This is a genomic window from Agrococcus citreus, assembly GCF_039527715.1.
Classification (GTDB): Bacteria; Actinomycetota; Actinomycetes; order Actinomycetales; family Microbacteriaceae; genus Agrococcus; species Agrococcus citreus.
In genome coordinates, this window is record NZ_BAAAKK010000001.1 from 939,309 (window position 1) to 961,740 (window position 22,432).

Annotated in this window: 24 protein-coding genes; 4 read left to right on the forward strand and 20 right to left on the reverse strand. The window is 72.7% G+C overall.

The window, feature by feature from the left end:
* Positions 1–24 precede the first annotated feature (24 nt).
* The 3 genes from ABD106_RS04640 to ABD106_RS04650 form a co-directional block, all read right to left on the reverse strand.
* Positions 25–525, reverse strand: a complete 501-nt coding sequence (locus ABD106_RS04640) for an FBP domain-containing protein (RefSeq protein WP_343917766.1) — start codon at positions 523–525, stop codon at positions 25–27.
* 93 nt (positions 526–618) lie between these two features.
* Positions 619–2,061 (reverse strand): glyceraldehyde-3-phosphate dehydrogenase, encoded by a 1,443-nt coding sequence (locus ABD106_RS04645; RefSeq protein ID WP_343917768.1) that lies wholly within the window; start codon positions 2,059–2,061, stop codon positions 619–621.
* Positions 2,062–2,166: 105 nt separating this feature from the next.
* Entirely contained in the window at positions 2,167–2,964 is a 798-nt protein-coding gene (locus ABD106_RS04650) for a siderophore-interacting protein (protein ID WP_343917770.1), read from the reverse strand.
* Between the two features lie 101 nt (positions 2,965–3,065).
* On the opposite strand from ABD106_RS04650, the gene ABD106_RS04655 reads away from it, so the two are divergent.
* From ABD106_RS04655 to pdxY, 4 genes are read left to right on the forward strand one after another with little or no spacing between them, the layout of a single operon-like run.
* Positions 3,066–4,328, forward strand: a complete 1,263-nt coding sequence (locus ABD106_RS04655) for an MFS transporter (protein ID WP_343917772.1) — start codon at positions 3,066–3,068, stop codon at positions 4,326–4,328.
* The gene (locus ABD106_RS04660; RefSeq protein WP_343917774.1) at positions 4,325–4,579 is read left to right on the forward strand and encodes an ATP-dependent Clp protease adaptor ClpS; all 255 of its coding nucleotides are present in this window, start codon (positions 4,325–4,327) and stop codon (positions 4,577–4,579) included. The genes ABD106_RS04655 and ABD106_RS04660 overlap by 4 nt, the downstream gene beginning before the upstream one ends.
* On the forward strand, positions 4,576–5,094 hold the full coding sequence (locus ABD106_RS04665) for a DUF2017 family protein (protein WP_343917776.1): 519 nt from the start codon (positions 4,576–4,578) through the stop codon (positions 5,092–5,094). The genes ABD106_RS04660 and ABD106_RS04665 overlap by 4 nt, the downstream gene beginning before the upstream one ends.
* On the forward strand, positions 5,091–5,942 hold the full coding sequence (gene pdxY, locus ABD106_RS04670) for a pyridoxal kinase PdxY (protein ID WP_343917778.1): 852 nt from the start codon (positions 5,091–5,093) through the stop codon (positions 5,940–5,942). Before ABD106_RS04665 ends, pdxY begins: the two co-directional genes overlap by 4 nt.
* A 388-nt stretch (positions 5,943–6,330) precedes the next feature.
* On the opposite strand, the gene der is transcribed toward pdxY, so the two are convergent.
* The 17 genes from der to ABD106_RS04755 form a co-directional block, all read right to left on the reverse strand.
* Positions 6,331–7,824: a ribosome biogenesis GTPase Der gene (gene der, locus ABD106_RS04675; protein WP_343917780.1), complete on the reverse strand. Its 1,494-nt coding sequence runs from the start codon at positions 7,822–7,824 to the stop codon at positions 6,331–6,333.
* The gene (cmk, locus tag ABD106_RS04680; protein WP_343917782.1) at positions 7,817–8,488 is read right to left on the reverse strand and encodes a (d)CMP kinase; all 672 of its coding nucleotides are present in this window, start codon (positions 8,486–8,488) and stop codon (positions 7,817–7,819) included. The genes der and cmk overlap by 8 nt, the downstream gene beginning before the upstream one ends.
* Positions 8,485–9,564 (reverse strand): prephenate dehydrogenase, encoded by a 1,080-nt coding sequence (locus tag ABD106_RS04685; RefSeq protein WP_343917784.1) that lies wholly within the window; start codon positions 9,562–9,564, stop codon positions 8,485–8,487. Before ABD106_RS04685 ends, cmk begins: the two co-directional genes overlap by 4 nt.
* Positions 9,565–9,607: 43 nt before the next feature.
* Positions 9,608–10,387 carry a pseudouridine synthase gene (locus ABD106_RS04690; protein ID WP_343917786.1) on the reverse strand — a complete coding sequence of 260 codons (780 nt, stop codon included), beginning with the start codon at positions 10,385–10,387 and terminating at the stop codon, positions 9,608–9,610.
* Positions 10,384–10,995 carry an SMC-Scp complex subunit ScpB gene (gene scpB / locus ABD106_RS04695; protein WP_425545711.1) on the reverse strand — a complete coding sequence of 204 codons (612 nt, stop codon included), beginning with the start codon at positions 10,993–10,995 and terminating at the stop codon, positions 10,384–10,386. Before scpB ends, ABD106_RS04690 begins: the two co-directional genes overlap by 4 nt.
* Positions 10,982–11,836, reverse strand: a complete 855-nt coding sequence (locus ABD106_RS04700) for a segregation and condensation protein A (protein ID WP_343917790.1) — start codon at positions 11,834–11,836, stop codon at positions 10,982–10,984. Before ABD106_RS04700 ends, scpB begins: the two co-directional genes overlap by 14 nt.
* Positions 11,820–12,668, reverse strand: coding sequence for a ParA family protein (locus ABD106_RS04705; protein ID WP_343917902.1), 849 nt, complete (start codon positions 12,666–12,668; stop codon positions 11,820–11,822). Before ABD106_RS04705 ends, ABD106_RS04700 begins: the two co-directional genes overlap by 17 nt.
* A 329-nt stretch (positions 12,669–12,997) precedes the next feature.
* Complete coding sequence (locus tag ABD106_RS04710; RefSeq protein WP_343917792.1) at positions 12,998–13,744, reverse strand: class I SAM-dependent methyltransferase; 747 nt, start codon at positions 13,742–13,744, stop codon at positions 12,998–13,000.
* Between the two features lie 9 nt (positions 13,745–13,753).
* Complete coding sequence (gene xerD / locus ABD106_RS04715) at positions 13,754–14,644, reverse strand: site-specific tyrosine recombinase XerD (protein WP_343917794.1); 891 nt, start codon at positions 14,642–14,644, stop codon at positions 13,754–13,756.
* Positions 14,641–15,267: an NUDIX domain-containing protein gene (locus ABD106_RS04720; RefSeq protein ID WP_343917796.1), complete on the reverse strand. Its 627-nt coding sequence runs from the start codon at positions 15,265–15,267 to the stop codon at positions 14,641–14,643. Before ABD106_RS04720 ends, xerD begins: the two co-directional genes overlap by 4 nt.
* Positions 15,267–16,937, reverse strand: a complete 1,671-nt coding sequence (gene pyrG / locus ABD106_RS04725; protein WP_343917798.1) for a CTP synthase — start codon at positions 16,935–16,937, stop codon at positions 15,267–15,269. The genes ABD106_RS04720 and pyrG overlap by 1 nt, the downstream gene beginning before the upstream one ends.
* A 50-nt stretch (positions 16,938–16,987) precedes the next feature.
* A complete protein-coding gene (gene recN / locus ABD106_RS04730) occupies positions 16,988–18,670 on the reverse strand; it encodes a DNA repair protein RecN (protein WP_343917800.1) in 1,683 nt (560 codons plus the stop codon).
* A complete protein-coding gene (locus ABD106_RS04735) occupies positions 18,667–19,569 on the reverse strand; it encodes an NAD kinase (RefSeq protein ID WP_343917802.1) in 903 nt (300 codons plus the stop codon). The genes recN and ABD106_RS04735 overlap by 4 nt, the downstream gene beginning before the upstream one ends.
* Positions 19,566–20,369: a TlyA family RNA methyltransferase gene (locus ABD106_RS04740; RefSeq protein WP_343917804.1), complete on the reverse strand. Its 804-nt coding sequence runs from the start codon at positions 20,367–20,369 to the stop codon at positions 19,566–19,568. The genes ABD106_RS04735 and ABD106_RS04740 overlap by 4 nt, the downstream gene beginning before the upstream one ends.
* Positions 20,362–20,502: a hypothetical protein gene (locus ABD106_RS04745; protein WP_343917806.1), complete on the reverse strand. Its 141-nt coding sequence runs from the start codon at positions 20,500–20,502 to the stop codon at positions 20,362–20,364. Before ABD106_RS04745 ends, ABD106_RS04740 begins: the two co-directional genes overlap by 8 nt.
* The gene (locus ABD106_RS04750) at positions 20,499–21,485 is read right to left on the reverse strand and encodes a Rossmann-fold NAD(P)-binding domain-containing protein (protein ID WP_343917808.1); all 987 of its coding nucleotides are present in this window, start codon (positions 21,483–21,485) and stop codon (positions 20,499–20,501) included. The genes ABD106_RS04745 and ABD106_RS04750 overlap by 4 nt, the downstream gene beginning before the upstream one ends.
* Before the next feature lie 17 nt (positions 21,486–21,502).
* Positions 21,503–22,303, reverse strand: a complete 801-nt coding sequence (locus tag ABD106_RS04755) for an MBL fold metallo-hydrolase (protein ID WP_343917810.1) — start codon at positions 22,301–22,303, stop codon at positions 21,503–21,505.
* Between the last annotated feature and the right edge of the window lie 129 nt (positions 22,304–22,432).

Consider the following 22,432-nt stretch of genomic DNA (forward strand, 5'->3'; position numbering starts at 1 on the left):
TCGACCGACCCTATCGAGCGCGCGTCAGCGATCGCGCGCGTCGCGCAGGGCGCGCTCGACCCGAGTGGCGAAGCCCGTCGCGCGACCGAGCAGCCCGTCGGCGCGCGACGCGATGCGATCGCGGTCGAGCAGGTGCGGCGGTCCGGTGCGGATGATGTGCGAGCACGCGAGGTCCTCGCAGATGTACGTGCCGATCGAGCTGCCGGTGTCGCCGCCGGGGCCGGCGAGGCGGGCGCTGAAGAGGCGCACCTGGGTCGCGGGCTGCGTCGAGTGGCAGAGGGCGCACATCGCCGCGATGCCGGGGCGGAGGCCTCCGGGCGCCGACCGCACGACGAGGCCCACGAGCCGGTCGCCCTGCCAGAGCACCATGTAGCCGAGCCGCGACGAGTGCGGGTCGCGCCAGCCGAGGTACTCGCGCTCGTCCCAGATCGTCTCGTGCAGGCCGGGGATGGGCAGCTGCTCGAGCTCGCGCGGCGTGGCGTTCACGAAGCACGCCCGCAGCTCGGTCTCCGTCACCTCGCGCATGCCATCGACGCTAGCGGATGCGCCTGCGAGCAGGAGGGGGTTTGCCGCCGTCGGGCCTCCACCCAGGAGAGTCCCGACGGCGGCAAGTCTGTGTCAGGCGGGCAGCAGCTGCCGGGCCTTGGCCATCTGGTCGGCCATGTGCTCGATGACGCGCACGACCTGCGAGGAGTAGCCGTACTCGTTGTCGTACCAGACGTAGAGCACGAGGTGGCGGCCGGTCGCGATCGTCGCGAGGCCGTCGACGATGCCCGCTCGGTTGTTGCCGACGAAGTCGGTCGAGACGACCTCGGCGGAGTCGGTGAAGTCGATCTGCGCGCGCAGCGCGCCGGTGAGCGACGTCTGGCGCAGCAGCTCGTTCACCTGCTCGCGCTCGACGTCCTGCGCGAGCGTGAGGTTGAGGATCGCCATCGACACGTTGGGGGTGGGGACGCGGATCGCGTTGCCCGTCAGCTTGCCCTCGAGCTGCGGCAGCGCCTTCGCGACCGCCTTCGCGGCGCCGGTCTCGGTGAGCACCATGTTGAGCGCCGCCGAGCGGCCGCGTCGCGCGCCCTTGTGGAAGTTGTCGATGAGGTTCTGGTCGTTCGTGTACGAGTGCACGGTCTCGACGTGGCCGTGCTCGATGCCGTACGCGTCGTCGATGATCTGCAGCACGGGCGTGATCGCGTTCGTGGTGCACGACGCCGCGGTGACGATCGCGTCGTCGGGCGCGATCATGTCGTGGTTGACGCCGAAGACGATGTTCTTGAGCGGGTTCTTGCCCGGCGCCGTGAGCACGACGCGCTCGACGCCCGGGCGACCGAGGTGCTGGGCGAGGCCCTGCTCGTCGCGCCACCGACCGGTGTTGTCTACGACGATCGCGCGCTCGATGCCGAACTCGGTGTAGTCGACGGTCTTCGGATCGTCCGAGTAGATGACCTGGATGAGGGTGCCGTTGGCGAGGATCGTCGATGCCTCGCGATCGATCTCGATCGTGCCCTGGAAGGCGCCGTGCACCGAGTCGCGGCGCAGCAGGCTCGCGCGCTTCTCGAGGTCGTCCTCGCCGCCGCGGCGCACGACGATCGCGCGCAGGCGCAGGCCGAGACCGCTGCCGGCGTGACCGATGAGGATGCGGGCGAGCAGGCGCCCGATGCGGCCGAAGCCGTAGAGCACGACGTCGGTGGAGTCGTCCTGCGACCAGGAGGGCAGCGCGGCGACGTGCTCGCGCGCCCAGGCGTCGAAGCCGGTCGCCGGCGCCTCGCCGAGGATCAGGCCGAGGTCGAGCGAGATGCCGCGGAGGCCGAGCTCGTCGACGATGCGCAGCACCTGGATGGAGTCCTCGATGCTGAGCACGCGCTCGCCCACGCGGCGTGCCCACTTGTGCGCCTTGAGGATGTCGATCGGCGACTGGTTGACGAGCTTCTTGCCGTGCACGTGCGTGACCACGTCGCGCTCCCGGTAGAGGCGGCCGATGATCGGCACCGCGGACTCTGCGAGGGCGAGCCGGTCGAGCCACGCCTGGTGGGCGCTCTCGACGGCGGGAGAGGAAGCGTTTGTCACGCCTTCACGATAGGCAAGCGCGCGCCCCTGTATCGGCTCAGACGCCGTTCAGGATGGCCGCAACGTCACTGGCGCGAAAGTTCCGGCGAACTTTCGCCCGATCGTTCAGTCGACGTACGACTTGCCGAGCTTCCAGTAGCCCGTGAACGTGATGCGCCGCTTGTCGATGCCGCGGTCGCGCACGAGGTGGCGGCGAGCGCCGGTCGCGAGCGCCTGCTCCCCCGCGTTGTAGGCGTAGCCGAACGCCTCGGGCATCCGCAGCCCGCGCAGCTCCTCGAGCGCCGCCTGGCCCTCGCGCACGTCGCCGCGCTCGACCCAGCGGATGTCGATGCCGGCCGGGCGGGCGAACTCCTGGATGTCGTCGCGGTGGCCGACCTCGATGACCGCCGTGCCGCGCGCGTCGTCCGCGAGCGAGCCGCAGATCCCGGCGATCGCAGGGAGCACCGACTCGTCGCCGACCATGAGCACCTCGCCCTCGAGGCCGTCGTCGTTGTAGAGGAGTCCCTCGTCGAGCAGCACGGCGCGCTCGCCGGCCTTCGCCGCCATCGCCCACGCGGCGCCGGGGCCCGGGTCCTCGTGGCACACGAAGTCGATGTCGAGCTCGCCCGAGTCGAGCCGGAAGCCGCGCACCGTGTAGTTGCGGATCCACGGCCGGTCCGACGCGCGCATCGCGAGGTACTGCGGAAACCACGTCGACGGGCTCTTGGGCACGCGCAGCTCGTCCTGGCCCTCGCGGCGCATGAAGAAGCGGAACCACTGGTCGTAGCCCTGCGGCACCATGGCGTGCACCTCGTCGCCACCGAGCGTGACGCGTCGGATGTGCGGCGACACCTGCTGGTTGGCGAGCACCTCGAGCTCGACGAACTTCGGTGCGACCGCCGCGACGCGCTCGGGTCCCGCCATGCTGGCCTCCTGGTGCTCCGGCCTCAGGTGAGGCAAGCCTTACCTGTCCAGCGTAGCAACCAGCACGCTCCGCCGCATCCGCGCCCTACGATCGAGGCAGCATGCAGCTCACTCCCGGTCGACGAATCGCCGCGCTCTTCACCCTCGCGCTCGGCGGCTTCGGCATCGGCACCACCGAGTTCGCGACCATGGGCATCCTGCCCCTCGCGGCCGCCGAGCTCGTGCCGGGCTTCGACGCCGACCCGGCCGGCGGCATCGCGCACGCCGGCTGGATCATCACCGCGTACGCGCTCGGCGTCGTCGTCGGCGCGCCGCTCGTGTCGATGTGGGCGGCACGGATGTCGCAGCGCACCCTCGTGCTGCTGCTGGTCGCCGCGTTCACCCTCGCGAACCTCGCGAGCGGGCTCATGCCGAGCTTCGAGCTCACGCTCGTCGCCCGCTTCGTCGCGGCCCTCCCCCACGGCGCGTACTTCGGCGTCGCCTCGCTCCTCGCCGCGCGCATCATGGGACCGGGCCGGCAGGGCGCCGGCATCGCCCTCGCGCTCTCGGGCCTGACCATCGCGAACGTCATCGGCGTGCCGCTCGGCACCTGGCTCGGCCAGGTCGCCGGCTGGCGCTGGACCTACGTCGCGGTCGCGATCATCTTCGCGCTCACGCTCGCCCTCGCGCTCGCGTTCCTGCCCAACGTGCCGGGCGACCCGAGCCGCAGCGCCAAGCGCGAGCTCGCCGCGTTCCGCAGCGGGCGGCTGTGGCTCATGATCGCGGTCGCGTGCGTCGGCTTCGGCGGTTTCTTCGCCGTCTACTCGTACGCGGCCGAGATCGTCACGCGCGTCGCGCTGCTGCCGGAGTCGGCGATCGCCTGGCTGCTCGCGACCGTGGGCCTCGGCATGACGATCGGCAACGTCATCGGCGGCTGGGCGAGCGACAAGAGCATCCGCCGCACGATCGTCATCGCCTTCCCGTCATTCATCGTGTCCCTGGCGCTCTTCGCCCTGCTGGGTGCCATCCCGGTCGCGCTCTTCGTGCTCGCGTTCTGCATCGGCGCCACGAGCTCCACGCTCGTCCCCACGATCCAGGCACGCATCATCCGCACGGCCGGTGAGGCCGAGCTGCTGGGCGCCGCGACGAACCACGCTGCGTTCAACGTCGGCAACGCGCTCGGCGCTGCGCTCGGCGGCGCGGTCATCGCCGGCGGCTTCGGGTACCTCGCGCCGTCGTGGCTCGGTGTCGCGCTCGCGGCCGCGGGCTTCGCGCTCGCGCTCTGGAGCCTGCACATCGACCGCGGTCCCGACACGGCCGCGCACTCCGTCGTCGCGACCGTCGTCGGCCCGACCACGGCCGGCATCGAGGTGATCGACCGATGAGCGATCAGCGACCGATCGACGAGTGGGCGACGATCCTCTGGGACGACGAGATCACCCTCCAGCCGTACGTCGTGCACGTGCTCGAGCGGCGGTTCGGCGCCTCCCGCGAGCGCGCCGCGGAGCTCATGGAGCTCGCGCAGCGCGACGGCCGCGTCGCCGTCGCGCACGGCGCGCGCGAGGAGCAGGAGATGCACGTCGCCGGGCTCCACGCCGACGGGCTGCTCGCCACGCTCGAGCGGGTGGAGCCATGAGGTCGTGGCAGCGGGTCGACGACGGCGCGAGCTGCTCGATGCTCGCCGAGGAGGCCGACATGCTCGCAACGCTCGGCCGGCAGGTGCTCGGCCTCCACCGCGCGGTCATCGACCGCACGGCGATCGAGTCCGACCCGGTCATGGCGCGCCTCTACCCAGACGCCTACGACGATGCCGCCGACGCCGCCGAGTTCCGCAGGCTCGCCTCCGGCGACATCGCGTACGCCCGCATGCAGTCGATGACGCGCATGGTCGTCGACCTCGAGTCGGCGCTGCCGACCGAGGCCGACAGCGACGTCGTGCAGCTCGAGGTCGACGCCGAGGGCGCGGATGCGTGGCTGCGCGCACTCGGAGAGGTGCGGCTCGTGCTGCACGTGCGCACCCGGCAGGACAAGCACGAGCTGCCGGATGACGTGACCGACGAGGACATCGCGCAGCTGCGCGACGTCATCGACTGGGTCGGCTTCGTGCAGGGGACGCTGCTCGAAGCGCTGGATGGGAAGATGTTGCGATGAGGTTCCTGTCGATCCAGTCGCACGTCGCCTACGGGCACGTCGGCAACTCCGCTGCCGTCTTCCCGCTCCAGCGCATGGGGCACGAGGTGTGGCCCGTGCTCACCGTCAACTTCTCGAACCACACGGGCTACGGCTCGTGGGGCGGTCCGCTCATCCCCGCCGACGACGTGCGCGCGGTCGTGCAGGGCATCGAGGATCGCGGCGTGCTCGGCACCGTCGACGGCGTGCTCTCCGGCTACCTGGGCGGCGAGGAGATCGTCGACGTCGTGCTCGACGCCGTCACGCGCGTCAAGGCCGCGAACCCGCTCGCGACATACACGTGCGACCCCGTGATGGGCAACGCGAACTCCGGCTGCTTCGTCGCGCCGACCATCCCGCCGCTCATCCGCGAGAAGGCGCTCCCCCACGCCGACATCCTCACGCCCAACCAGTTCGAGCTCGGCTTCATGACCGACACGTCGCCCGACACGATCGACTCGACGCTCGAGTCGGCCGACCGCATCCGCGACCTCGGTCCGCGCGCCGTGCTGGTCACGAGCGTGCTGCGCCCCGATCGGGAGCCCGACACGATCGAGATGCTTGCCGTCGACGACGAGGGCGCCTGGATCGTGCAGACGCCGCACCTGCCGTTCAAGGCGAACGGCTCGGGTGACGTGACGAGCGCCGTCTTCACGGCGCACTACCGCGAGTCCGGCTCCGCGGTCGTGGCGCTCGAGAAGACCGCGTCGAGCGTCTTCGACCTGCTGCAGACGACGCTCGGCTCGGGCGAGCGCGAGCTGCGCCTCGTGCAGTCGCAGGAGGCGTTCGCCCACCCGCAGATGCAGTTCCGCGCCCGCCAGGTCCGCTGACGACCCCCGCGTGAGCGGCGCCCTCCGCATGTGAGTGGCGCCTCCCGCACCTGAGTGGCGCCTCCGGTGCCTGGGTGGCGCCTCCCGCACCTGAGTGGCGCCTCCCGCATGTGAGCGGCGCCTCCCGCATGTGAGCGGCGCCGTCCGCATCTGAGTGGCGGCTTCCAGGGGTGAGTGGCGACCTACTGCTGCTCGCCGGGGAAGTCAAGGCGGCCTTGATGGTCCATCACGGATGGCCGCGCCCTCACCGCAAGCGTTCGCCGACGGCGCCCACGGGATGCCGCGGGCACCACTCAGATGCGCAAAGCGCCGCTCAGGTACCGGAGGCGCCACTCACACGCCGGAGGCGCCACTCACACGCCGGAGGCGCCACTCAGCTGGCGATCCCCTACGTGCGGCGCTCGCGCTTCTCGCGCACGCGCATGTTCACCTGGATGGGCGTGCCCTCGAAGCCGTAGTCCTCGCGCAGGCGGCGGGTGATGAAGCGGCGGTAGCCCGGGTCGAGGAAGCCGGTCGTGAAGAGCACGAAGGTCGGCGGGCGCGTCGACGCCTGCGTCGCGAACAGGATGCGCGGCTGCTTGCCGCCGCGGAGCGGGTGCGGATGCGCCGCGACGATGTCGGCGATGAACGCGTTGAGCTTGCCGGTCGGCACGCGCATGTCCCTCGACTCGAGCGCGGTCTCGAGCGCCGGCACGAGCTTCTCGAGGTGGCGGCCGGTGCGCGCGGAGATGTTGACGCGCGGCGCCCAGTCGACGTGCGCGAGGTCCTGCTCGATCTCGCGCTCGAGGTAGCGGCGGCGCTCGTCGTCGAGCTGGTCCCACTTGTTGAAGCCCAGCACGAGCGCGCGGCCCGACTCGAGCACGAGGTCGATGATGCGCACGTCCTGCTCGGAGATCGGCTCGGTGACGTCGATGAGCACGACGGCGACCTCCGCCTTCTCGAGCGCGGCCTGCGTGCGCAGCGTCGCGTAGAAGTCGGCGCCCTGCTGCAGGTGCACACGACGGCGGATGCCGGCCGTGTCGACGAAGCGCCACACCCTGCCGCCGAGCTCGATCTGCTCGTCGACCGGGTCGCGCGTCGTGCCGGCGATCTCGTTCACGACGACGCGCTCCTCGCCCGCCGCCTTGTTGAGCAGGCTCGACTTGCCGACGTTCGGGCGGCCGAGGATGGCGACGCGACGGGGACCGCCGATCTCCTCCTTCGCGACCGCCGAGATCTCGGGCAGCTTCTCCATCGCGAGGTCGAGCATGTCCGCCACGCCGCGGCCGTGGACGGCCGAGACGGGGATGGGCTCGCCGAGGCCGAGGCTCCACAGCGACGCCGCCTCGAGGTCGCGGCGGGCGTCATCCGCCTTGTTCGCGACCAGCAGCACGGGTCGGTTCGACTGGCGCAGCATGCGGACGACGTGCTCGTCGGTCGAGGTCGGTCCGACGTTGACGTCGACGACGAAGAGCACCGCGTCGGCGAGGTCGACGGCGACCTCTGCCTGGAGCGCGACCGAGCGGTCGATGCCGCGCGCGTCGGGCTCCCACCCGCCCGTGTCGACGAGCGTGAACTGGCGACCCGACCACTCCGCCTTGTACGAGACGCGGTCGCGCGTGACGCCCGGCGTGTCCTCGACGACGGCCTCGCGGCGGCCCAGGATGCGGTTCACGAGCGCCGACTTGCCGACGTTCGGCCGCCCGACGATCGCGAGCACCGGCAGCGCCGGCAGGATGCGGATGGCGTCGGGACCCTCGTCGGCGAGGTCGAGGAGGGCGGCGTCCTCCTCGTCGAGCTCGTAGTCGGAGAGCCCGGCGCGCAGCGCCGAGACGCGTGCCTGCTCGGTCTCGACGTCGTCGTGCTCGATCGGGCTGTCGTCGATCGGGTTGTCGTCAGTCATGGTTCTCCTCGGTCACGAGGCGCACGATGGCCTCGACCGTCTCGTCGAAGGTCAGGTGAGTGGAGTCGACGACGGTCACGCCGTCGGCTGCGGTCAGGAAGTCGGACACCGTCGAGTCGGCGGCATCGCGGGCGGCGAGGCGCGCGCCGACCTGGTGCTGGTCGCCGCCGACGTCGCCGAAGCGGCGGCGGATGCGCACGGCCTCGTCGGCCGTCAGCAGCACCCGCACGTCGGCGTCGGGCGCGACGACGGTGGTGATGTCGCGGCCCTCGGCGACGATGCCGGGCTCCGCGACGCGGATGATCTCGCGGAAGCGCTCGTTCACGGCGCTGCGCACGGCCTGCACGCGGGCGACGCCCGAGACCGCGGCCGACACGCGCTCGGTGCGGATCGCGTCGGTCACGTCGTGCCCGGCGATCGTCACGCGCTGGCCCGCCGCGTCGACGGTGACGTCGACGTCGAGCCCGTCGAGCGCGGCGACGACCGTCGCCTCGTCGTCGGTCGAGCCGCCCTGCTCGAGGATGAGCCAGGTGATGGCCCGGTACGCGGCCCCCGTGTCGAGGAACCGGAAGCCGAGCGCCTGCGCGACGGCGCGCGCGACCGACGACTTGCCGCTGCCGGCCGGTCCGTCGATCGCGACGACGGTGCTCGTTCGGGCGCTCACGCGACGACCTGCCAGCCGAGCGCCTCGAGCGCGTCGTGGAGGTGGCGCACGGCCTCGGGCAGCACCGTGATCTCGGCGACGCCGAACTGCGCGCCCTCCGCGTGGTCCATCCGCACGTCCTCGAGGTTCACGCCGGCGTCGCCGATGTCGACGAGCAGCCGCGCGAGCTGGCCCGGACGGTCGTCGACCCGCACCTGCACGCGCGTGAAGCGCGTGTGCGTGCCGTGCTTGCCCGGCAGGCGCGCGACGCCGTCGTTGCCGGCGCGCAGCGCATCCGCCACCGCCTTGCGGCTCCCGGATGCGTCGAGTCGATCGAGCGCGTCGACGAGCGTCGCGAGGTCGCCCTGCAGCGCGCGCAGCTGGTCGACGACGGCCGGGGCATTCGCGCCGAGGATCTGGATCCAGAGCGCGGGGTCGCTCGCGGCGATGCGCGTCACGTCGCGGACGCCGCCGCCCGCGAGCCGCAGGGCCTCGTCGGGGGCGTCCGCGAGCCGCGCGGCCATGAGCGACGAGACGAGCTGCGGCAGGTGGCTGATGATCGCGACCGAGCGGTCGTGCTCGTCGGGCGTCGACTCGATCGGCACGGCACCGAGGTCGAGGATGAGGTCGTCGACGAGGCTGCCGCGCTCGTAGGAGATCTCGTCGTGGCCCGCGATCACCCAGGGGCGGCCGACGAACAGGTCGCCGGAGCCGGCGAGCGCGCCGGAGCGCTCGCGCCCCGCCATCGGGTGCGAGCCGAGGTAGCGGCTGATGTCGGCGCCGAGCTCGCGCAGCTGGGCGAGCGGCACGGCCTTGACCGAGGCGACGTCGGTGACCACGGCATCCGGGAACGCCGCGAGCTCCTGGGCGACGACCTGCGCCGTGACGTCGGGCGGCACGGCGACGACGATGAGCTCTGGCGCGTCGCCGGGCTCGGCGAGCCGGCCCGCGCCGTAGTCGGCCGCGAGGCGCATGGCCGTCGGGCTCGCGTCGGCGAGCTGCACCTCGACGCCGCGCGCCGCGAGGCCGAGGCCGATCGACGTGCCGAGCAGGCCGGTGCCCACGATGCGCACGGGGCCGCGCAGTCGGTGGGTCACGGGCGCTCCTTGCGTGCGGGATGGGGGCGTGCGGGGGTGGGGGCTACGGCTGCGACCTCGAGATCGTGAGGATGGCGCCGCGTTCCATGGTAGTGAGTTCCCGCACCTGCCCGGACCGCAGGGTGCCGAGGTGCAGCGGGCCGAAGCTGCGCCGCACGAGCTCGACGACCGGGTGGCCGACGTGGTCGAGCATCCGCCGCACGATGCGGTTGCGCCCGGAGTGGAGCGTGAGCTCGACCATCGAGTGACCCTGGGAGGGCTTGCCGACCAGCCGCGCGGCGTCGGCGTGGATCTCGCCGTCCTCGAGCTCGAAGCCGTCGAGCAGCCTGCGGATGACCCGCTGGTCGACGGCGCCGCGCACCTTCGCGACGTAGGTCTTCTCGACGCCGAACGACGGGTGCGCGAGCACGTGCGCGAGGTCGCCGTCGTTCGTGAGCAGCAGCAGCCCCGAGGTGTCGGTGTCGAGCCTGCCGACGTTGTAGACGCGCTCCTCGATGGGATCGGTGAACTCGCGGAGGTCCGGCCGACCCTGGTCGTCGGCCATCGTCGAGATGACGCCCGTCGGCTTGTTGAGCATGAGGTAGCGCTTCGTCGCGTCGAGCTGGACGGCGGTGCCGTCCACGAGCACGTGCGCGTCGGGCCGGATGCGGCTGCCGAGCTCGGTCACGACCGTCCCGTCGACCGAGATGCGGCCAGCGACGATCATGTCCTCGACGACGCGGCGGCTCGCGACGCCCGCGGCGGCGAGCACCTTCTGCAGCCGCTCGCCCTCGGCGCTCGGATCGGCGGCGCGCGTGTCCTTGGCGGTGTCCTTCGGTGTCACAGTCCCAGCTCCTCTTCCCCGTCCGGCAGGAGGGGCGATATCGGTGGCAGCTCGTCGAGCGAGTTGAGGCCCAGCTGCGTCAGCAGCAGCTCGCTCGTCTCGTAGTGGATGGCGCCCGTCTCGGCGTCGGCGAACGCCTCGCGGATGAGCCCGCGGCCGAGCAGCGTGCGCACGACGGAGTCGACGTTGACGGCTCGGATCGCAGCGACGGCGCCGCGCGTGATGGGCTGCTTGTAGGCGATGACGGCGAGCGTCTCGAGCGCCGCTTGCGACAGCCGCGTCGGCTGCTGCGTGAGCACGAAGTCGGCCGCGTCGACGTCGTACGCGGCGCGCACGTAGATGCGCCAGCCGCCGCCCACCTCGCGCAGTTCGAAGCCGCGCTCGGGTCCGTCGCCGAGCCCGTCGTAGTCGGCGCGCAGCGCCTCGATCGCCGCCTTCACGCGCTGCACGGGCGCGCGCAGCGCCGTGGCGAGGTGCACGGCGCCCTGCGGCTCGTCGGCGACCATGAGGATCGCCTCGATGCGGCGCTCGAGCGGCAGGTGGGAGCGGTCGACGCTCGGGGCGTCGACGGCGTCGTCCGTCACCGCATCCGTCTCAGCCATGGTCATAGTCTGCCCCCAGAGCGACGAGGTCCTCGTCGCGGAAGTCGTGGCCGGTCCAGCTGATCGACAGCTCGCCGAGCGGCTCGAGCTGCTCGAACGTGACCGCCGCGTGGCGGTAGAGCTCGAGCACGGCGAGGAAGCGCGCGACGATCACGCCGCGGGTCCCCTCCCCCGCGATGAGCTCGCGGAAGGTCGTCGTCCCGGACTGCCGCAGCTGCGCGACGATGTGCGCCGCCTGCTCACGGATCGACACGAGCGGCGCGTGCAGGTGCGCGAGCCCGACCGTCGGCAGCTGGCGAGGCGTGAGCGCGAGCAGCGCGAGCGCGGCGAAGTCGTCGGGCGACAGCGTCCACTTGAGCTCAGGGCTGCGCTGCCGGAAGCGGTCCTCGAGGCGCACCGAGCGGGGATGCCGGGCCGACTCGGCGCCGAGCCGCTCGCTCACCCAGAGCGCCGCCTGCTTGAACGCTCGGTACTGCAGCAGCCGCGCGAAGAGCAGGTCGCGCGCCTCGAGCAGCGCGACGTCCTCACTGTCGACGACGTCGCCCGCGGGCAGCAGCGAGGCGATCTTGAGGTCGAGCAGCGTGGCCGCGACGACGATGAACTCGCTCGCCTGCTCGAGCTCCTCGTGGGTGTCGAGCGTGCGCACGTAGGCGATGAACTCGTTCGTGACGCGGCCGAGCGCGATGTCGGTGACGTCCATCGATCGGTTGCCGATGAGCGTCAGCAGCAGGTCGAACGGGCCGTCGAAGTTGTCGAGCGCGAGCCGGAAGCCGCCGGCCTCCGCGTCGCTGCCCGCCGGGTCGGTGCCCGCGTCGTCGGGGCCCGCGGCGTCAGGCGATCGCGCCACGGGAGATGAGCTCGCGGGCGAGCTGGCGGTGCGCCTCCGCCGCCGCGTGCTCGGGCGCGAACTGCGTCACGGGCTGGCCTGCGACGGATGCGTCGGGGAACTTCACGGTGCGACGGATGACGGTGTGGAGCACGACGTCGTCGAACGCCTGCACGACGCGCTCCATGACCTCGCGCGCGTGGAGCGTGCGGGCGTCGTACATCGTGACGAGGATGCCGTCGAGCTGCAGCGCGGGGTTCAGTCGGTCCTGCACCTTGTCGATCGTCTCCTTGAGGAGCGCGACGCCGCGGAGCGCGAAGAACTCGCTCTCGAGCGGGATGAGCACGCCGTGCGCGGCGGTGAGCGCGTTCACGGTGAGCAGTCCGAGCGAGGGCTGGCAGTCGATGAGGATGAGGTCGTAGTCGTCGGCGACGCGGCGGAGCACGCGTGCGAGGATCTGCTCGCGGGCGACCTCGTTGACGAGGTGCACCTCGGCGGCGGAGAGGTCGATGTTCGCGGGGATCACGTCGAGGCCCTCGACGCTCGTGTGCTGGATCGCGTCCTTCGGGTCGAGGCGCGGGTTGAGCAGCAGGTCGTAGATCGTCGTCGCGTCGTGGTTGTCGACGCCGAGGCCGGCGCTCAGGGCGCCCTGCGGGTCGAAGTCGATCGCGAGCACGCGGCGGCCGTACTCGGCGACGGCGGCGCCGAGGTTGATGGACGTCGTCGTCTTGCCGACGCCGCCCTTCTGGTTGCACATCGTGATGATGCGCGCGGGACCGTGGCTGCGGAGCGGCTTCGGCTCGGGGAACTCGCGGGCGGGACGCCCCGTGGGCCCGAGCGAGGGTGCCTCCATGCCGGTCAGGGTCTCGTTGCGCGTGCTCACGTCTCCGAGTCTAGGAACGCCGCGGCGCTTCGCCGGGAGGCGGGATCGGCGTGTATCTCAACCTCTGGTTGAGGCTGACCGTATGCTTCGCCGCGGTCGGACACCGGTGGAGGCGAGATCCGCCGACCGTCCACGGGATGAGGCGATCCTGCCGCACGAGCCCCGCGCCTCCTCCGCTCGTGACCCGTCGATGCCGAGGGCGAGTCCTGACGCGACGTCCTCGCGCTTGGCCCGGTTCGCAGCGCCGCCGAGCAGCCTCGAGAGGCTCTCGAGCGGATGCGCGGTGCTCGGCCCGAAGGTCAGCGGATCCCGCTCGAAGTCTGTGACGGCCATGGCCGATGCTCGCCGCGCTGGAGCACGAAGAAGAGGAAGCAGAGGAACGCCGATCGCTCCCCGCTCGCGATGCGCGGCGGCATGAGCTCCGGCGGCGTCAGCGGTGACGGCGGCGGCTCCTCGATCGCAGCGATCGAGAATCCCGACCGGGTGAAGGCTGCGGTCATCGCGCGCAACGGCCGATGCCACATCGTCAGCACCGCGGGCTCGCCGTCGAAGTCGAACTCGTCGGAGTACCGCCGTGTCGCGAAGTAGTCCTCGTGAGGATGCGACAGGAGCCGCACCGTCGGGTGGTTGACCGAGACGATGAGCCGGCCGCCGGGCCGGAGCACCCGGCGCAGCTCGGCGAGCGGCGCGTCCCAGTCCTCGAGGTAGTGGAGCACGAGCGAGGCGATCACGTCGTCGAAGGCGCCGTCGGCGAACGGCAGCGGCTCCGCGAGGTCGCCGACGTGGAGCGGCACGTCGTCGCCGAGCCGCTCACGGGCGAGGGCGATCATCGCCGGACTGGCGTCGATGCCCGTGACCATCGCCCCTCGCTCGCGCAGCAAGACGGTCAGCGGTCCCGAGCCGCACCCGGCGTCGAGGATCGTGCGACCTGCCACCTCGCCCGCGAGGTCGAGCATCGCCGGGCGCTCGTAGTGCGCGTTGAGCAGGCTGCCGGCGTTCTCGGCGTCGTAGCGCGCGGCGAAGGCGTCGTAGTCGGCGGTGTCCATCGACGCACGCTACCGGGCGCGCGGGTGCGCGGTCGTGTACATGTCGCGCAGGGTGTCGGCCGTGACATGCGTGTAGATCTGCGTCGTCGCGACGGATGCGTGGCCCAGCAGCTCCTGCACGACACGGACGTCGGCGCCGCCCTCGAGCAGGTGGGTCGCGAAGGAGTGGCGGAACGTGTGCGGCGAGACGTGCGGCACGTCGGCCTCCTCCGCGACCCGCTGGACGATGTCCCACGCCGCCTGGCGGCTGAGGCGCCCGCCGCGGGCGCCGAGGAGCAGCGCCGGCCCGCCGCGCCCCTTCGTCGCGAGCGCCGCCCTCCCCCGCACGAGCCACGCGTCGAGCGCCGCGCGGGCGTACGAGCCGACGGGCACGAGCCGCTGCTTCGCGCCCTTGCCCGTCACCTTCACGAGCGACTCCGCGACGTCGTCGACGTCGAGCGCGATGAGCTCCGAGACGCGCGCACCGGTCGCGTAGAGCAGCTCGAGCAGCGCGCGGTCGCGCAGGCTCGCGGGGTCGTCGCCCGACACCGTCTCGAGCAGCCGCTGCATCTGCGACACGGAGATCGCCTTCGGCAGCCGCGAGGGCTGCTTCGGCGGGCGCTGGTCCTTCGCGACGTCGTCGGCCGCGACCCGCTCGTCGACGAGCCAGCGGTGCAGCGCCTTCGCCGCCGACAGGTGCCGCGACACCGAGGCGGGGGCGAGCCCTCGATCGGCGAGCGAGGTGCGGAATGCCGCGACGTCGTCGGCCGAGATCGCCGACGCATCCGTCACGCCGCGCGCGTCGAGCACCGCGAGGTAGCCCGTCAGGTCGCGGCGGTAGGCGGCGATGGTGTGCTTCGACAGGCCCCGCTCGATGGCGAGCTGGCGCAGCAGCCGCTCGACCGCCTGGGCCGGCGTCACCGGTGCGCCGGATGCCAGTCGAACGGCACGTCCGCGGGGTGTGCGACAGCGCCGTGCGGGGCGGTGCCCCGGGCTCGCATCGCGGTGAGCGCGAACGCCGCCGACAGGAGCGTGGCGTTGTGCAGGCGCATCGCGAGCGCCGCGTCGACGATCTCGTCGAGCGGCACCCAGCGGCGCTCCATCTCGGCCTCCTCGTGGAACCGCTCGAACGCATCCGGCAGCTCGTGCACGTCGGTCGCGAGGTAGACGCGGATGATCTCGGTCGAGCCGCCGCCGCTCGTGGAGACGTCGATGAGCGTGCGCCACGTGTCGGCGGCGAGGTCGGTCTCCTCGGCGAGCTCGCGCTGCGCGGCGGTGAGCGGATCCTCGCCGTCGACGTCGAGCAGGCCGGCCGGCAGCTCCCACAGCGTGCCGCCCGCGGGATGCCGGTACTGGTGCACGAGCATGAGCTCGTCGCGGTCGTTCATCGCCACGACGGCGACGGCACCGGGGTGCACGATCACCTCGCGGCGGATGCGCGTGCCGCCGAGCTCGAACTCCTGCGCCTCGACGCCCCACACGCGACCGGCGAACAGCTGCTCGCGCGCGAGCATCGGCTGCGCGCCGAGCGCGTCGGCGAGCATCAGGCGGTCGCCTCGGCCTCGTCCGCGTCGTCCGTCTCGTCGAAGAGCTTCGAGGCGCGCTGGCGGTCGAGCGCGGCGGCGACGAGACCGCGGAAGAGCGGATGCGCGTCGTTCGGCCGGCTGCGCAGCTCCGGGTGCGCCTGCGTCGCGATGTAGAACGGGTGCCCCGGCATCTCGACGTACTCGACGAGCGTCCCGTCGGGCGAGAGGCCGCTGAAGGCGAGGCCCGCCGCGGCGATCTCGTCGCGGTACGCGTTGTTGACCTCGTAGCGGTGGCGGTGCCGCTCGTGCGAGACGTCGGCGCCGTAGAGGCGCGCCGCGAGCGAGCCCTCGGCGAGCTTCGCCTCGTACAGGCCGAGCCGCATGGTGCCGCCTAGGTCGCCGCCGTGGATGTGCTGCTCCTGCTCGGCCATCGTCGCGATCACCGGTGCGGGCGTCGCCTCGTCGAACTCGGTCGAGGATGCGCCCTCGATGCCGGCGAGGTTGCGCGCCGCCTCGATCACCATGCACTGCAGGCCCAGGCAGATGCCGAGCGTCGGGATGTCGTTCTCGCGCGTGAACTTCAGCGCGCCGAGCTTGCCCTCGATGCCGCGGATGCCGAAGCCGCCGGGCACGACGATGCCGTCGAGCTCGCCGAGCTGCGCGGCCGCGCACTCATGCGTCTCGCACTCGTCGGAGCGGATCCAGCGGATGTTGACCTTCGTCTGGTTCGCGAAGCCGCCGGCCTTGACCGCCTCGGTCACCGACAGGTACGCATCCGGCAGGTCGATGTACTTGCCGACCAGGCCGATCGTCACCTCGTGCTTGGGGTTGTGCACGCCGTCGAGCACGGGCTGCCAGCGCGACCAGTCGACGTCGGCCGCCTCGAGCCCGAGCTGCTCGATGATGTACGAGTCGAGGCCCTGCTCCGTGAGCATCGTGGGGATGTCGTAGATGGAGGGCTTGTCGATCGCATTCACGACCGCGCGCTCCTCGACGTCGCACATGAGCGCGATCTTCTTGCGGTTCGCGTCCGACACGGGCCGGTCGCTGCGCAGCACGAGCGCGTCGGGCTGGATGCCGATCGAGCGGAGCGTCGCGACGGAGTGCTGGGTCGGCTTGGTCTTCTGCTCGCCCGAGGCGCCGAGGAACGGCACGAGCGAGACGTGCACGAAGAAGACGTTCGCGCGGCCGAGCTCGTGGCGGATCTGCCGCGCCGACTCGATGAACGGCTGCGACTCGATGTCGCCGACCGTGCCGCCGATCTCGGTGATGATGACGTCGGGCTGCGGGTCGCCCTCCGACTGCAGGCGCATGCGGCGCTTGATCTCGTCGGAGATGTGCGGGATGACCTGCACGGTGTCGCCGAGGTACTCCCCGCGGCGCTCGCGCTCGATGACGCGCGAGTAGATCTGGCCCGTCGTGACGTTCGCCGCCTGGTTGAGGTTGACGTCGAGGAAGCGCTCGTAGTGGCCGATGTCGAGGTCGGTCTCTGCGCCGTCGTCGGTGACGAACACCTCGCCGTGCTGGAACGGGTTCATCGTGCCCGGGTCGACGTTGAGGTACGGGTCGAGCTTCTGCATCACGACGTGCAGCCCTCGAGCGGTCAGCAGGTTGCCGAGCGACGCGGCAGTGAGCCCCTTGCCGAGCGACGAGACGACACCACCCGTGACGAAGATCTGCTTGGTCACCTTGGGGCTTGCGACGGTCCCGTTTGCACTTTGGTTCACGGGCTTCGAGCCTAACCCACCGCGCGCGCGCCGACCAGCAACTCGCGGGCGTGGGCCAAGGCGGTGTCGGATGCGGTGCCCGAGAGCATGCGGGCGAGCTCCGCCAGGCGCTCGTCACCGTCGACCCGCGCGACCTGCGACGCGGTGATCCGGCCGTCGGTGCCCTTCACGACGCGCACGTGGCTCTCGGCGAAGGCCGCGACCTGCGCGAGGTGCGTCACCACGATCACTTGGCAGTGCTCCGCGAGCCGCGCGAGCCGCCTGCCGATCTCGGTCGCCGCGGCTCCGCCCACGCCGGCGTCGACCTCGTCGAACACCATGGTCGGCACGCTCTCGTCGGCGAGCGCGACCTCGATCGCGAGCATGATGCGGCTGAGCTCGCCGCCCGACGCGCCCTTCTGCACCGGTCGCGGATCGGCGCCCGGGTGCGGGGCGAGCAGCATCGTGACCCGGTCGCGGCCGCTCGGCCCGAGCTCGGGAGCCTGCTCGACCTCCACGATCAGCCGCGCGTCAGGCATGGCGAGCGCACGCAGCTCGGCGCCCACCGCGCGCTCGAGGTGCCGCGCCGCCTCGAGCCGCAGCGCGCTCAGCCGGTCGGCGACAGCGGTCGCGGCATCGAGGTGCCGCGCCTCCTCGGCGTCGAGCCGGGCGAGCTCGGCGTCGTCGCCCTCGAGCTCGACGAGCCGCAGGGCGGCACCCGGTGCGGCCTCGAGCGCCTCGTCGAGCGAGCGGCCCAGCCTGCGCTCGAGCGCCGTGAGCGCGGCGCGCCGCTCCTGCACCTCGTCGAGGCTCCGCTCGGGCCGCTCGAGGTCGTCGAGGGCGCGCACGATCGACGAGGAGGCCTCGAGCAGCAGCGCATCCGCCTGCACGAGCAGGTCGAGCGCATCCGCGAGCGATGCGTCGTCACCCGCCGCGCGCTCGACGAGCCGGCGGGCGTGTCCGGCGAGCGAGAGCGCGTCGGGCACGTCGTCGTCGCTCGAGAGCGCGCCGCGCGCCTCGGCGAGCTGCATGCGCAGCGCCTCCGAGTGCTCGAGCCGGTGCGCGAGCGCCGCGAGCGCGTCCTGCTCGCCGGGCTGCGGGTCGACGGCCTCGAGGTCCTCGAGCTCGGCACGGATCGCGTCGGCCTCGGCGACGCGCGAGTCGTGCGCCGCACGGATGCGCGAGGCCGCCTCGCGCGCGTCGGCCCACGCCGCGTGCTCCGCCCGGTACTCGGCGAGCAGCTCGCGCAGCGGCTGGCCGGCGGCGCGGTCGAGCGCGTCGGCCTGCGCCTCGGCCGAGCGGAGCCGCTGCTGGTCGGCCTGCCCGTGGACCGCGACGAGCCGGTCGGCGAGCTCGCGCAGCAGCCCGGCGGGCACGGCCGCGCCGCCCGCTTGCGCGCGGGACCGTCCCTCGCGGGTCAGCGCGCGACCGAGGATGAGCTCGCCGTCGTCGACCGTGCCGCCCGCGTCCTCGACGAGTGCCACGGCATCCGCGTCGTCGACGATCCACACGCCCTGCACCGCGGCACGCGCCTCGCCGGCACGGATGACGCCGGCGTCGGCGCGCTCGCCGCGCAGCAGCGCGAGCGCCTGCACGAGCATCGTCTTGCCCGCGCCGGTCTCGCCGGTGATGGCGGTGAAGCCCGCGCCCACCGGCACGCGCGCCTCGTCGATCACGCCCAGCGAGCGGATCGTCAGCTCGTCGAGGCGCGTCACGGTCGTGGCCGCCGGAAGCCCTCGACGGGCAGGTGGAACTTGGCGACCAGCCGGTCGGCGAAGGGTGCGCGCGACAGCCGCGCGAGGCGCAGCGGCCGGTCGTCGCGCGTCGCCTCGACGCGGGAGCCCGGTGGCAGCGGGAAGGATCGGCGCGAGTCGCACCACAGCATCGCGGCGCTCGTCGAGTCCTCGGCGATCGTGACGGCGGGCGTGGCCGTCGGTGCGACGACGAGCGGCCTGGTGAAGAGCGCGTGCGCGCCGAGCGGCACGACGAGCAGCACCTCGGCGGTCGGCCAGACGACGGGTCCGCCGGCCGAGAAGGAGTAGGCGGTCGAGCCGGTCGGCGTCGCGAGGATGACCGCGTCGGTGCCGAACGAAGAGATCGGATGGCCGTCGATCTCGAGCAGCGCCGAGATCATGCGGCCGGCGCCGTCCTTCTCGATCGCCGCCTCGTTGATCGCCCAGGTCTCGTGCACGAGCGCGTCGCGCTGGAAGACGCGCACGCAGAGCGTCAGGCGCTCCTCCACCTCGTAGTCGCGCAGCAGCGCTCGCTCGACGACCTCGGCGGTCTCGGCGACCTCCGCCTCGGCGAGGAAGCCGACGTGGCCGAGGTTGATGCCGAGCAGCGGCGCGCCGATCTCGCGCTGCAGCTCCGCGGCGCGCAGGATGGTGCCGTCGCCGCCGAGCGTCATGATGAGCTCGACCTCGTGCTCGTCGCCGGCGCTGTGCGGCTCGACCTCGTCGAGCCCCTGCCTGCCCTCGAGCAGCACGTCGCGATCCTCGGCGAGCACGACGGGGATGACGCCCGCGGCGAGCAGACGCACGGCGATCGACGCCGCCGTCGCGACGGCCTCCTCGCGCCCGGGGTGGAACGCGAGCAGGAACCTGCGGTCGGTCACCGCGCCTCCCTCGACAGTCGTGCGGATTCGTCCAGCCATTCTGTCGGATTCGTGCCGCCCGCAGCCGTGAGGTGGGCGAGGTACTCGAGGTTGCCGCGACCGCCCACGATGGGGCTGCCGATGAGGCCGGCCGTGCCGAGACCGGCGTCCCAGGCCGACCACAGCACCTGCTCGATGGCCTGGGCGCGCAGTCCCGGGTCGGTGACGATGCCCTCTCGGACGCCGGTCCTGCCCACCTCGAACTGCGGCTTGATGAGCACGATCCAGTCGGCGTTGGGCGCGGCCACGCCGCGCAGCGGCGGGATCGCGAGCCCGAGGGAGATGAACGAGAGGTCGGCGGTGATGATCGTCGGCGGCGGGTCGATCGACCCGGGTTCCAGATCGCGCACGTTCGCGCCCTCGACGAGCGTGACCGGGAGCGCCGCGGGGTCGAGCTGGAACTGGTCGTGCCCGACGTCGAGCGCGGTCACGTGCGCCGCGCCGCGAGCGAGCAGCACCTGGGTGAAGCCGCCCGTCGAGGCGCCGGCGTCGAGGGCGCGCCGGCCGGTGGGGTCGACCGCGAACGCGTCGAGCGCGGCGATCAGCTTGTGCGCGGCCCTCGAGACCCACGCGTCGCCGCCGGAGACGGCGATCTCGACGTCCGCGGCGACCTTGAGGCTCGCCTTGAGCGCCGTGCGGCCGGCGACCGTGACGAGGCCCTCGGCGATGCGCTGCTGGGCCTGGCTCCGGCTGCGGGCGAGCCCGCGCTCGACGAGCGCCTGATCGAGCCGGACGGCGCCGTCAGCGATCGGGTCAGCCACGCACCGCGCCGAGCTCGGCCTGCAGCCGGTCGTGGATGCGCGCGAGCTGGTCGGCGCGCTCCTCGAGCGGCTGCTGCTCGAGCAGCTCCAGCTCGTCGACGAGCCCGTCGGTCGCGCTGTCGTGGTCGGTCATGCTCCCGAGGCTAGCGAATCGATCGCCGCGAGCTCGTCGGCGCGCGAGAGCCTCGCCGCACTCGGCCGGTCGAGCCCGCGCTCCCGCTCGTCGGCGAGCGCAGCCTCGAGCGTCTCGCGCAGCGGCCGGTGCTCGCCGCCTGCCGAGCGGTAGCGCGCGCTCGAGCGCTGCGCGTGCGACGCGATGGCCGCGGGCAGGGTGAGCGGCAGCGCTCGAGGGCCGGCCCAGTGGCCGATGGCCTGCGCCTCGAGCTCGGCGTCGCTCGCGAGCACGAGCTCCCCGGAGTGCCCGGTCAGCTCCCGCGCCATCGCGAGGTGCGCGTGCAGCGTCATCTCGGCTCCGACGGCGTTCACGACGTCGCTGCGCGACCACGCGTGCTCGGCGACGAACGCCGCGAGGTCGCGGACGTCGATCGTCTGGGTGGGCTGGTCGCGTGCCGGTGCGAGCACGGGGCCGTCGCCTGCGAGCGCGAACCTGCCGACCCAGTAGCCGAAGCGGTCGCTCTCGTCCCCGCGCCCGCCGATGAGTCCCGGCCGCACGATCGCGAGCCGCTCCCCCAGCCGTTCGCGCGCCACGCGCTCGATCCAGGACTTCGCGCCGCCGTACTCCTCGCCCGAGGCGTCCTCGGGCACGAGCTCGTCGTCCTCGTCCGCGCCCACGGGAGCGCCGTCGAGGCGCTGCGCGGAGACGGAGGAGATGCAGGTCCAGTGGCGCGCGCGACCCGCGAGCTCGTCGAGCGCGGTCGAGGCGTGGGCGGGCACGCGGCTGACGTCGACGACCTCGTCCCACTCGCCCTCGAGCGCGTCGTACGCGCCGTCGCGATCGCGATCCCCGACCACGAGGTGCGCGCCGTCGGGCACCGGCCCGGAGGCACCCCGCGCGAGGCACACGACCTCGGCGCCGAGCGCCACATGGCGCGCCGCGACGGCTCCGCCGAGCCACCGCGTGCCGCCCAGCACGAGCACGCGCCGGGGAGCCGCCATCCCCTCCACGGCAGTGCTCAATCGATGCCCGCAGCGCGCGCGGCAGCGACGGCTGAGCCGATCCCGTGGAGCCACGGATCGCCGTGGCCCGGCAGCACCGCCGTCGCCCCCGTGCCCTCGAGCACCGCGAGCGAGGCGAGCGCGAGCTCGGGATCGTTGGTCGCGGCGGCAGCGACCACGCGCGGCCCCGTCTTCGCGGTGTACGGATCCAGCGTCACGAGCGCATCGCCGACGATGACGGCGTCGCGGTCGGGCAGGTGCAGGGCGACGTGCCCGTCGGTGTGCCCAGGCGTCGCGAGCACGCGCGGCGCGCCCGGCACGTCGAGCGTCGTCCCGTGCTCGAGCGGCGAATGCTCTCGGATGCCCTGCACGCGGAGCGCGCCGACCGTCACCATCGCGGTGAGGATCGGCAGCCCCGCCGGGAAGCGGAGCGGGTACAGCAGCCTCGGTCGTGCGGGTCGGTAGCTGTAGGGGTGCGCGGCGATCGGCGCGTCGCCGGGGTGCAGCCAGATGGGCACGCCCGCGTCGCGCAGCCCCGCCGCCATGCCGAGGTGGTCGAAGTGCGCGTGCGTGAGGACGAGCGCTCGCACGTCAGCCGGTCGACGGCCGATCGCGGTGAGCGCTCGCGCGAGGTGCCGATGGCTCGCCGGGAACAGCGCGTCGACGAGCGTAATCGCGTCGCCGTCCTCGATGAGGTACGCGTTCGTGGAGGCGTGCTGCAGCACGTGCACGCCAGACGCGATGTCGCGGCGCAGCACGGCCTGCCGGCGGCTGCGGACCGCGCCGCGGGGACGCCGTGGGTCACGGGAGTGGCTCATGCCCCCATCCCACTCCAGATGCGCGTCGCGCACCAGCCCCGGGCCTCCGGCCGTTGCTTCCGGGCATGAAAAAAGGGGCCCCAGATGAACTGGGGCCCCTTTCCAAAGAAAGTCCGGCGGTGTCCTACT

Bases quoted from the DNA above. Each gene is read 5' to 3' on its own strand.
- ABD106_RS04720 (WP_343917796.1), bottom strand. From the start codon at position 15,267: ATGCTCGCCGACGCGCTCGGCGCGCAGCCGATGCTCGCGCGCGAGCAG.
- pdxY (WP_343917778.1), top strand. From the start codon at position 5,091: ATGAGGTTCCTGTCGATCCAGTCGCACGTCGCCTACGGGCACGTCGGC.
- scpB (WP_425545711.1), bottom strand. From the start codon at position 10,995: ATGACCATGGCTGAGACGGATGCGGTGACGGACGACGCCGTCGACGCC.
- ABD106_RS04710 (WP_343917792.1), bottom strand. From the start codon at position 13,744: ATGGACACCGCCGACTACGACGCCTTCGCCGCGCGCTACGACGCCGAG.
- ABD106_RS04660 (WP_343917774.1), top strand. From the start codon at position 4,325: ATGAGCGATCAGCGACCGATCGACGAGTGGGCGACGATCCTCTGGGAC.
- ABD106_RS04755 (WP_343917810.1), bottom strand. From the start codon at position 22,303: ATGAGCCACTCCCGTGACCCACGGCGTCCCCGCGGCGCGGTCCGCAGC.
- ABD106_RS04745 (WP_343917806.1), bottom strand. From the start codon at position 20,502: ATGACCGACCACGACAGCGCGACCGACGGGCTCGTCGACGAGCTGGAG.
- ABD106_RS04665 (WP_343917776.1), top strand. From the start codon at position 4,576: ATGAGGTCGTGGCAGCGGGTCGACGACGGCGCGAGCTGCTCGATGCTC.
- ABD106_RS04640 (WP_343917766.1), bottom strand. From the start codon at position 525: ATGCGCGAGGTGACGGAGACCGAGCTGCGGGCGTGCTTCGTGAACGCC.
- der (WP_343917780.1), bottom strand. From the start codon at position 7,824: ATGACTGACGACAACCCGATCGACGACAGCCCGATCGAGCACGACGAC.
- ABD106_RS04750 (WP_343917808.1), bottom strand. From the start codon at position 21,485: ATGGCGGCTCCCCGGCGCGTGCTCGTGCTGGGCGGCACGCGGTGGCTC.
- ABD106_RS04655 (WP_343917772.1), top strand. From the start codon at position 3,066: ATGCAGCTCACTCCCGGTCGACGAATCGCCGCGCTCTTCACCCTCGCG.
- ABD106_RS04705 (WP_343917902.1), bottom strand. From the start codon at position 12,668: ATGGAGGCACCCTCGCTCGGGCCCACGGGGCGTCCCGCCCGCGAGTTC.
- ABD106_RS04650 (WP_343917770.1), bottom strand. From the start codon at position 2,964: ATGGCGGGACCCGAGCGCGTCGCGGCGGTCGCACCGAAGTTCGTCGAG.